This is a genomic window from Streptomyces sp. CA189 (assembly GCF_056428985.1).
On sequence record NZ_JBWJVM010000030.1, the window covers coordinates 83,635 to 92,225 of the forward strand.

The 8,591-nt window shown below is 69.3% G+C and carries 7 protein-coding genes and 1 pseudogene; 1 reads left to right on the plus strand and 7 read right to left on the minus strand.

Translation table 11 applies throughout. The annotated features are described in order from the left end of the window. Positions 1-74 precede the first annotated feature (74 nt). The 7 genes from AC061S_RS22620 to AC061S_RS22650 all read right to left on the minus strand — a co-directional run bounded on the left by AC061S_RS22620 (position 75) and on the right by AC061S_RS22650 (position 6,947). The gene (locus tag AC061S_RS22620) at positions 75-1,592 is read right to left on the minus strand and encodes a S1 RNA-binding domain-containing protein (RefSeq protein ID WP_478687766.1); all 1,518 of its coding nucleotides are present in this window, start codon (positions 1,590-1,592) and stop codon (positions 75-77) included. 1 nt (position 1,593) lies between these two features. Then, a complete protein-coding gene (locus AC061S_RS22625) occupies positions 1,594-2,196 on the minus strand; it encodes a recombinase family protein (RefSeq protein ID WP_478687767.1) in 603 nt (200 codons plus the stop codon). 177 nt (positions 2,197-2,373) lie between these two features. Continuing rightward, positions 2,374-3,573 carry a TniQ family protein gene (locus AC061S_RS22630; RefSeq protein ID WP_478687768.1) on the minus strand — a complete coding sequence of 400 codons (1,200 nt, stop codon included), beginning with the start codon at positions 3,571-3,573 and terminating at the stop codon, positions 2,374-2,376. Next, a complete protein-coding gene (locus AC061S_RS22635) occupies positions 3,570-4,481 on the minus strand; it encodes a TniB family NTP-binding protein (RefSeq protein WP_478687769.1) in 912 nt (303 codons plus the stop codon). Before AC061S_RS22635 ends, AC061S_RS22630 begins: the two co-directional genes overlap by 4 nt. Next, positions 4,475-6,142: a transposase gene (locus AC061S_RS22640; protein WP_478687770.1), complete on the minus strand. Its 1,668-nt coding sequence runs from the start codon at positions 6,140-6,142 to the stop codon at positions 4,475-4,477. Before AC061S_RS22640 ends, AC061S_RS22635 begins: the two co-directional genes overlap by 7 nt. A 233-nt stretch (positions 6,143-6,375) precedes the next feature. Further along, positions 6,376-6,678: a metal-sensitive transcriptional regulator gene (locus AC061S_RS22645; RefSeq protein ID WP_478687771.1), complete on the minus strand. Its 303-nt coding sequence runs from the start codon at positions 6,676-6,678 to the stop codon at positions 6,376-6,378. 119 nt (positions 6,679-6,797) lie between these two features. Beyond that, a complete protein-coding gene (locus AC061S_RS22650) occupies positions 6,798-6,947 on the minus strand; it encodes a hypothetical protein (RefSeq protein ID WP_478687772.1) in 150 nt (49 codons plus the stop codon). 121 nt (positions 6,948-7,068) lie between these two features. Between AC061S_RS22650 and AC061S_RS22655 the strand changes: the two are divergent. After that, positions 7,069-8,438: pseudogene (locus tag AC061S_RS22655) on the plus strand (rhodanese-like domain-containing protein). Positions 8,439-8,591 lie beyond the last annotated feature (153 nt).

Below are 8,591 nucleotides of genomic sequence, written 5' to 3' on the forward strand. Positions count from 1 at the left end.
TCCGTAGTCGTCTGCACTGATGTCTGCAGTCCTCTGCACGCCCGCTATGGGGCTGTATCGAGTCGACTTCCTCGTCAGGGGTGACGGTGCCTCTCCGGGGCGACGGCGAGCGCCTGCTTGTGTGACAGTGCGATCTGGCGCAGGGTGGGGTCGACTTCGAGGATCTTGACAGCGAGTGCTTCACCGACCTGAACGACGTCTTCGGGCCTTTCCACGAGCTCGTCGGCCAGTTCGGTGTTGTGGACCAGGCCCTCGAAACCGTCCTCGGAGTCCTCGATACGGACGAAGGCGCCGAACGGGACGAGTTTCGTGACGGGGCCGGTGACGATCTGACCGACCTGCCGCGCGAGATCCAGCATCGGATCCGGCTGCAGTGCCTTCAGCGATAGCGGCACACGCTCCCGCACCATGTCGACGTCGAGGACTTCGGCGGTGATCTCCTGGCCGACGCTGACGACGTCGGACGGGTGGTTGATGTACCGCCAGGACAGCTCCGGAATGTTGATCATCGCGGTGAAGCCGCCGATGTCCACGAAGGTGACGCCAAAGCTTGCGATGGTCGTCACCGTGCCAGTGACGACCTGGCCGCGTCGCAGGGTCTTCAGGAAGGCCCAGTCGCGGTCGCTGGGAGTCGGCTCGGTCTGCCAGCGTGCGCGCAAGACACCGTCGCTGTCCGGCAGTACAGCGGTGAACAGGGGGAGATCTTCACCGGCATACATGGATACGACGCCGGCAGCACGCGCGCCAGCGAGCTGGGAGGTCACTGCCTCGAACTGGGTCTCGTCCACGACCGTGCTCGTGATCTGTCCGTCCTTGTCCTCCCAGACGACCTCCACCAGGCCTTCGTCGGGCAGAGCGGCCACGGCCGTGTCGACGTCGGTGAGCAGGTCCGGCCAGACCGCCAACTGGGAGCGTGGGGCCAACTGGGAGCGCACGGTCTCGATGGAGTCGCGGGTCAGGCGGTGCCACCGGGAGGCGTTGGTGGCGAAGACTTCCTCAAGGAACACGGCGCGGTGGGCGCTGACGGTCCAGTGCAGGCGGGCCCAGAAGTCGGCGTCGGCCGGCCGCTGCACGTACGCGGGATCGTCGGGGGCGAAGTCGTACGGCGACCTCTCCAGGCGTTCTGGGAACAGGCCGAGCGCTCGGGTGCGGGTCAGCGCGCCTTCGCAGGGCCGACTGCTGCCGAGGTAGAGGTACTGGTCCCAGCCGACGTGCACCGTGAACGCTCCCTCCGCCTCCAGACGGCACCAGGCGCCGTTGTCGCGGAGCATGGCCCGGACCAGTTCCAGGCCGACACCGATCGGCACCAGTGCGCCGTCGTGAAACCCGGCGGGGCCGGCGGGGAAAAGGCCGGCCAGGCCGTAGCCGTCGACCGGTGGCTCCAGGCCGAAGTGGACGAAGCCGCCGAGTTGCGGCTCGCGAATGGCCAGCTTGTCGACGCCGGTGTCCTCGGCGAAGGCGGCGATAGCCTGTAGGTAGGCGGCTTCGACCGGTCCGTGGTCGCTGGTCGCGGGCTCGGCGCCGGTGTAGTGGCCGTACTGATTGCGGTCGGCGGGGTCGTACTTGGTGACCCTGTAGACGTAGGGAAGCACGTCACTGCCCGCCGGTGGTCGAAGGCGCGGATGCGTTCTGGTGGCGTTCAAGGACGCGGTAGACGGTGGCGCGGCTGACGGAGAAGAGCTCGGCCAGGTCGGCAATGGTGTGCTCGCCGGACTGGTGCTGCTGGACCAGGTGGGTCTGCTGGCGGGCGCTGAGCTTGGGCTGCTTCCCCTTGAGCTTGCCCTTGGCCCGCGCCACCGCCATGCCCTCGCGGGTGCGCATGCGCAGGAGGTCGACCTCGAACTCGGCGAAGGTGGCCAGGATGTTGAAGAACATCTTGCCCATCGGGTCGGCGGGGTCGTAGAGGGTGCCGCCGAGCGAGAGCTTGACGCCGCGGGCGGTGAGCGAGTCGCCGATGTCGCGGGCGTCGGGCACCGAACGCGCGAGGCGGTCGAGCTTCGGGACGACGAGGGTGTCGCCGGCGCGGACCGCCGCGAGGGCCTGGGCCAGGCCGGGCCGGTCGCGGTTGGTTCCGGTCAGTCCGTGGTCCAGGTAGATCCGGTCCTCCGGGACGTCCAGGCTGAGCAGGATCTCGCGCTGGGCGGTGAGGTCTTGCTTGTCCAGACTGCATCTCGCGTAGCCGACGCGTTCACTCATGCCTGGAGCGTACGGTAAGCCCCCGCTCAACGCACAGATCACCGGACACCCTAAATGAGACGCCGTCAGCGCAGGTCGATCTCTCCCGCCGGGCAAGATCACATTTGTTCGCTGGGGGTTCCCCTTGCGAACACGCAGTCGGGCGCGCTGTTCCTCTTCCGTGGAAGAGGAACAGCGTCAGATCAGGTCGGTGCGGCCCAGTTCGCGGGCACCGGGCAGGAACGCAGCGGGGATGCCGGCGCCGAACAGATGGGAGCGCTCTTGCTCGAACCGGTCGAGTGTGCGGCATCCTGCGGTGAGCAGGGTGAGGAGCTGCCTCGCAGTGTCCTGGTCGGTACGCGCCAGGGTGAGTGCCTCTTCCATGGCGGTCATGGCGTCCTGCCAGGCGTTGCGGTACGGGGAGGGCCGGTCGCCGTCGTAGACGGAGGGGTGCGGGGGCTGGATCGCCGAGCCGAGGCGCCCGCGGGCGACGATCGTGCCGTCGGCGGTCAGACGGAGCGCGGTGGCCACGGCATCCCACATCGCCTCCCGATGGTCCTCTCTCATCTGCTCGAAGGGGCGCCAGACATTCAGACCGCCGCGTTCCGGGTGTCCGGTGGCCTGCCAGATCTGCTGCAACACGGCTTTGCCGTGCGTGTTCTGTGTGCTCGCGGCCAGGCTGACCTCCTCCAGAAGGGAGCGCAGCAGGCGGAACCACACCCCGACGTGCACGGTCCTGCCGGGCAGGCGGACCCGTCCTGTGGCGAGTCCTTGGCGGGTGTAGTGGTCCAGGGCGGCACGGGACTCCTCCAGCGGTTCCCTGTGTATCTCCCGGCCCAGGACCAGTGAGGCCCGGGCCTCGGAGGCGTCCAGGAGGCGGCAGTCGTGCTCGACGCAACTGGTCATCAGCGCCAGCCGCCACACCAATGCGATGCCCCGGCCCGGGGCTGCGACGCAGACCGGGCAGACCCGTAAGGCGGCGGGGTAGGGAAGCAGCCACGGCCCTGACCATGTCGGGTTGTAGCGCAGCACGTGATGCGTTCCGGCTTTGCGGGCGAACAGGACCGAGTTGTCCCTGACGTAGGTGTCGAAGACCGGCTGGGCGTCCTGGATCGGCACGGGGAGCATGTCGAAGAGCCAGGGCACCCAGCCGGCCAGGGTCATCGACCGCAGCTGGGCGATCTCCGCACCGGTTCTCTCGGCGAGCGCCGTGAGCATCGCCGCCGGAGGGTCGAAGTCGAGATCGGCCGGTACGGCCAAGTCGACGAGGCCGAGGTTGCGCGTCAGCAGGTCGTGCACCGGCATCTCGTACAGCTCGGCCAGTCGCCCCAGCCACGACGACAGGGATTCCAGCGGGCCGGGCTGTGGATGCAGTGGCCAGCGCCGCAGCGGGCTCACGTCAGCTCGCGCTCGAACAGCCGGCGGCGTTCGGTCGGCCCGTCGTACGGGGCAAGAAGCAGGGTGCGCTGGTTGATGGCCTCCTCGCCGGACTCGATCGCCGAGACGGCGGCGTCAGTGAGCAGATGGGCCAGCTCTCCGATCGTGCCCTCGCTGCGGGTGAGCAGGTAACCGGCCATCTCGGCGGACGCGATCGGCGAGGGCCGGCGCAGCGGAAACGAGGCAGCGAAGCTGGCCAGCAGTGAGCAGGCGTCGGTGTCGGACTCCCAGCGGGGCATCGTGAGCGGTGCGAACCGGTTCTCCAGCTGGTCGTCCGCCCGGATGGCCAGGTAGGCGTCCCGGGTGCCGACGCCGACCAGCGGAACCCGCAGCTCGTTACCGAGATAGCGCAGCAGGTTCAAGAATTCCCGGCGCTTGTCTCCGCTGCCGCCGAGGACGTTGTGCAGCTCGTCGATCACCAACATCCGTACATCCGCCGATCGCAGCAGCCGCAGCACCACTTGCTCCAGATCGGCCAGCCGGTAGCGCGAGCGCAACGGTGCGCCGAGCGCGGCCAGCAGCGCGGTGTAGAAGCGGATGGCCGTCGGCTCGGAAGGCATCTGCACCGCCAGGACCGGGATCTCCTCACGGTCCGGATGCGAGATCGGCGGGTGGGACCGGAGAAACTTCTCCACGATCATCGACTTGCCGTTGTTGGTCGGCCCGATCAGCAGCAGGTTCGGCATGCGCTGCTTGGACGGCCAGGCCAGCAGCGTCTCCAGCCGCCCGAGGGCCTCAGTGGCACGGGGATAGCCGATCCACCAGTCCGCCCGTACGTAGCGCAGCCGTTCCGCGTCCGGCAGCCGCGCAATCTGCTGCGCGGCCGGGCACAGGTGCGCCAGGTCCACCGGATCGACCTCGTTCACCACTGCTCGATCACCTCGAACGGCGGGGCGAGGGACTTCTCGGCCTGCCCCGAGTCCGGGGCGGGCGGATTGACCCGCGCCGTCGTCGGGTGCGGCCGGGCCGTCGAGGCCCTCCGGCGCTGTGTGTCGCGGCGGGCCTTGCGGGTGGTAGCCGCGGCGGCGTCGGTGATCTCGCGCATCCGCGCCACCATGGCGAACAGCGCGTTCTCGTCGACCTCGGAGCGGCCCAGCTCGCGCAACCGCGAGACGGCGGCCTTCTGCTCCCACGCGCTGATCGGCGGCCTGGACAGCGTCTGGTAGGGCACCTCCACATACGCGGTGCCGTCCGGGTCCAGGACCCAGATCCGGCTGATGTCACGCGGATCGCGGCGCAGCACGAACCGGCTGAGCCGCTCGCGGCGGGCGATCCACGGCTTGAGCGCGTCGCTGTAGTACTGCACGTGGTCGATCACGAATCCCGACCGCGACAGGGCCCTGCGGACCACCGGCAGGAAGTCGACCAGGAACGCCGTCTCGTTCGTCACGGTCACAGGCCGCGGCGCCTCGGTGGCCTTGTCGGCCCATACCCCGGCCGGAGTGCGGCCGAGCCCCTCGTGGACCTGGCCGTGGTAGCAGGCCACCGCCAGGGACAGCCAGCGCTGCAGCTCTTCCATGGTCAGCGCGGCCTTGCCGTCGCTGTCGTAGGCGCCGCGTTCTACGGTGCTGGAGAACGTGGTGCCCGGCAGTTCGTGCACTTCTCGCATCATCGTGCCGATCAGCCGCTCGATGATCCCGCCGAAGTGCGGCTGGCCAGGCGGCCGGTAGCGCAGGCTGATGCCGTGCTGGTCGCAGCCGCGGCGCAGGGCCTCGCTCTTGAACTCCGCGGCATTGTCGACGTACAGCCCGCGCGGTTTCCCGCTCATCGGCCACACCGACTCCACGCCCAGCCGCTCCAGCCACGGCCGCTTGTCCGTCGCCGTGTGCGCCAGGCACAGCCCGACCGAGGTCGCCGACGGTGCCTCCAGCGTCACGACCACACCGACCACGCACCGGCTGGCCACATCGATCGCGACCGTCAGATACGGACGGCCGATCGTCAGCCGGTGCCGTTCGTCGACCACGATCACATCCATCGGCGTGTGATCGATCTGGACCTGCTCCAACAGCCCGGTGACAGCGGGCGGCACACCCCCGGCCGACCGGAGGGGACGAACCGCCTCGCTTCCCTCCCGCGCCGCGACCGACGACACCGGGTCCAACTGCTCGATCCGGCGCCGCACCGTCCCCCTCGACGGGGCTCTCAGACCACGAGCCCGACACTGCCGCGTGATCTCCTTACAGACTGCCGCCACCGAGCGGCGTTGCCGCGTCAAGTACCGGGTGCGCAGCACCTCCCGGACGATCGTCTCGACCTCGCCGGACAAACGTCCCCCGCCACGGCCACCGCTGGAGCGGCCCGGCAGCAGGTCCGACACCACACCCTCGCCCGCACGCCACCTCCCCAGAAGCACGTACACCTGGCGCCGGGAGATCCGCAGTTTCGCGGCGGCCTCGTCCGCATCGGCCAGTCCCACCGCGTCCTTCGCGGCGAGCGGACCGATCACCTCGGCCTGCCGCACCGAGACACCCCATATCTCGGCCGGCGCAGTCAGCACCCCGCGCTCGGCCAATGGCCCCTCTGCCATCCGGGCGCCTCCTACTCGCGCACACGACTACGGCCAAATCAACCGTAGTGCAGACGACTTCGGCGTGTCCGGCGAGTTCACAGTCCCCTGCACACCACGGTGAACACCCAGCTCACCCGGGCACACGACTACGAAAATTCACATCCGGCGACCTCTTGTTGATTTCGCTCGGGCAAAGGTCCGTTTTCTGGGAAGGTGGCGGCTGGCCCCGCCCCCTGCTGCGGCGGCAGCAATCAGGCCAGGGTGAGGAAGAGCTTTTCCAGTTCCGCCTCGTTCATGGCGGGGGTGCCGCCGTCTTCGGCGGCGGTCAGGCATTCACGCATGCGACCAGCGATGATTTTGAAGCCGGCGCGGTCCAGTGCGCGGCTGACGGCGGCGAGCTGGGTCACCACGTCTCGGCAGTCGCGGCCTTCCTCGACCATCGCGATGACTCCTGCCAGCTGCCCCTGTGCGCGGCGCAGGCGGTTGAGCACCGCGCGTGCGGAGGCTTCATCCTCGACGGTCGAGGCCGCAGTGGTTTCCGGGGCCGGGTTCATCCGTTGAGCTCCTTGGTGAGTTGGGTGAGCGCGTTGTCCAGTCTGCTGGTTGCCTCGTTCGCGACCGGGGTCATGATGTCCAGGCCGGTCAGAGTGGCCATGGTGGCGGGGTCCAGCGCCTACATCACCGTCTGCGAGCCCTCGGTGCGGATCACCGCGTTGCGGGGCAACAGGAGTCCGATGCCCCGGTCGGTGGCGAGGGCTTGCCGAGCGGAGGCCGCGGTGCGGGCGCAGCCGGCGTGGACGCGGAGGGTCCGGCCACAGCCCAATGATCTTCCTTCGTGAGTCTGGATGAACGGGGTGGTTCGCCTCCGATTATACCCCCAGGGGTAATCTGTTACGGTGGATTCAATACCCCGGGGGGTATCCATATTAGGAAGTGGGCGGCACGTGTTCTTCGTCGACACCATCGAGATTGAGGGCCTGGGCAACCGGCACTACCTGGCCGGGGGTGCCAGGGCCGCGGTGGCGGTGGACCCGCCGCGTGACATCGACCAGGTGATCGCGGCGGCCGCGCGGCGCGGGGTGCGCATCACGCACGTGGTGGAGACGCACATCCACAACGACTATGTGACCGGAGGCCTGGAACTGGCCCGGGTGACCGGCGCCGCCTATCTGGTGCCGGCCGCCGCGCAGGTCTCCTTCGCCCGCATCCCGGTCCGCGACGGCGACGTGATCGAGGTCGACAAGGACCTGGCCGTGCGGGCCCTGGCCACCCCCGGCCACACCCCGCACCACACCGCGTACGTCCTGGAGGAAGGCGGGACGCCGGTCGCCGCGTTCACCGGCGGTTCCCTGCTCATCGGCACCGTGGGCCGCCCCGACCTGGTCGAACCCCGCCTCACTGAGAACCTGGCCCGTGCCCAGCACGCCTCCGCGCACCGGCTCGCCAGGGAGCTGCCCGATGACACCTCGGTCCTGCCCACCCATGGGTTCGGCAGCTTCTGCTCCTCCGGACAGGCCGAGGGCGACGCGAGCACCATCGGCCGGGAGAAGACCGTGAACGCCGCCCTGGCCCAGGACGTCGATTCCTTCGTCGCTGACCTGCTGGCCGGCCTGGAGGACGTCCCCGCCTATTACACGCACATGGGCCCGGCCAACTCCGCCGGCCCGGACCCCGTCGACCTGACCGCCCCCCGGCGCGCGGATCCCGAGGAGATCACCATTCGGCTCGCAGCCGGTGAGTGGGTCGTGGACCTGCGTAACCGTGTGGCGTTCGCCGAGGGCCACGTCGCGGACTCGTTCAACTTCGAGGCCGACGGCAAGATCGCCACCTACCTCGCGTGGATGATCCCCTGGGGCAAGCCCGTCACCCTGCTCGCCGAAACACCCCAGCAGCTCGCTGAAGCCCAGCGCGAACTGGTCCGCGTCGGGATCGACCGCCCCGCGGCCGCCGCGACCGGCGGCCCCTCCGACTGGCTGCGCCCCGGTGAGGCCCGGCCTCGTTCCGCCGCGCGGTCTTCACCGACCTGGCCGCGGAGCTTGCTGAGGCAGAGGTGCCGCCGGTGGTCCTGGATGTGCGCCGCGACTCCGAGCGTGCCGACGGGTACATCGAGGGCTCGATCCACATTCCCGTGCACGCGCTGCACCAGCGGATCGACGAGGTGCCCGCCGGAGAAGTGTGGGTGCACTGCGCCGGAGGCATGCGGGCCGGGATCGCGGCCTCACTGCTGGACGCGGCCGGGCGCGACGTGGTCGCCATCGACGACGGCTTCAACCAGGCCGCAGAGGCCGGCCTGGCCGTCCGCACCGCAGCCTGAACCTCATCGACACCGAGAGGAGTCCTGCCAGTGCGACACGAAGTCGCTCCACCCAAGCGGACGACCTGCACGAGGAAGGAACTGAATACGTAGGCCGTCCCAGACCAGTGTCCAAGGTCTGTCCCCACGCTCGCATGCGTCGCTGGCAACGGC

Coding starts and splice junctions, on each gene's coding strand:
- AC061S_RS22625 (WP_478687767.1), bottom strand. CDS start 2,196: ATGAGTGAACGCGTCGGCTACGCGAGATGCAGTCTGGACAAGCAAGAC.
- AC061S_RS22640 (WP_478687770.1), bottom strand. CDS start 6,142: ATGGCAGAGGGGCCATTGGCCGAGCGCGGGGTGCTGACTGCGCCGGCC.
- AC061S_RS22645 (WP_478687771.1), bottom strand. CDS start 6,678: ATGAACCCGGCCCCGGAAACCACTGCGGCCTCGACCGTCGAGGATGAA.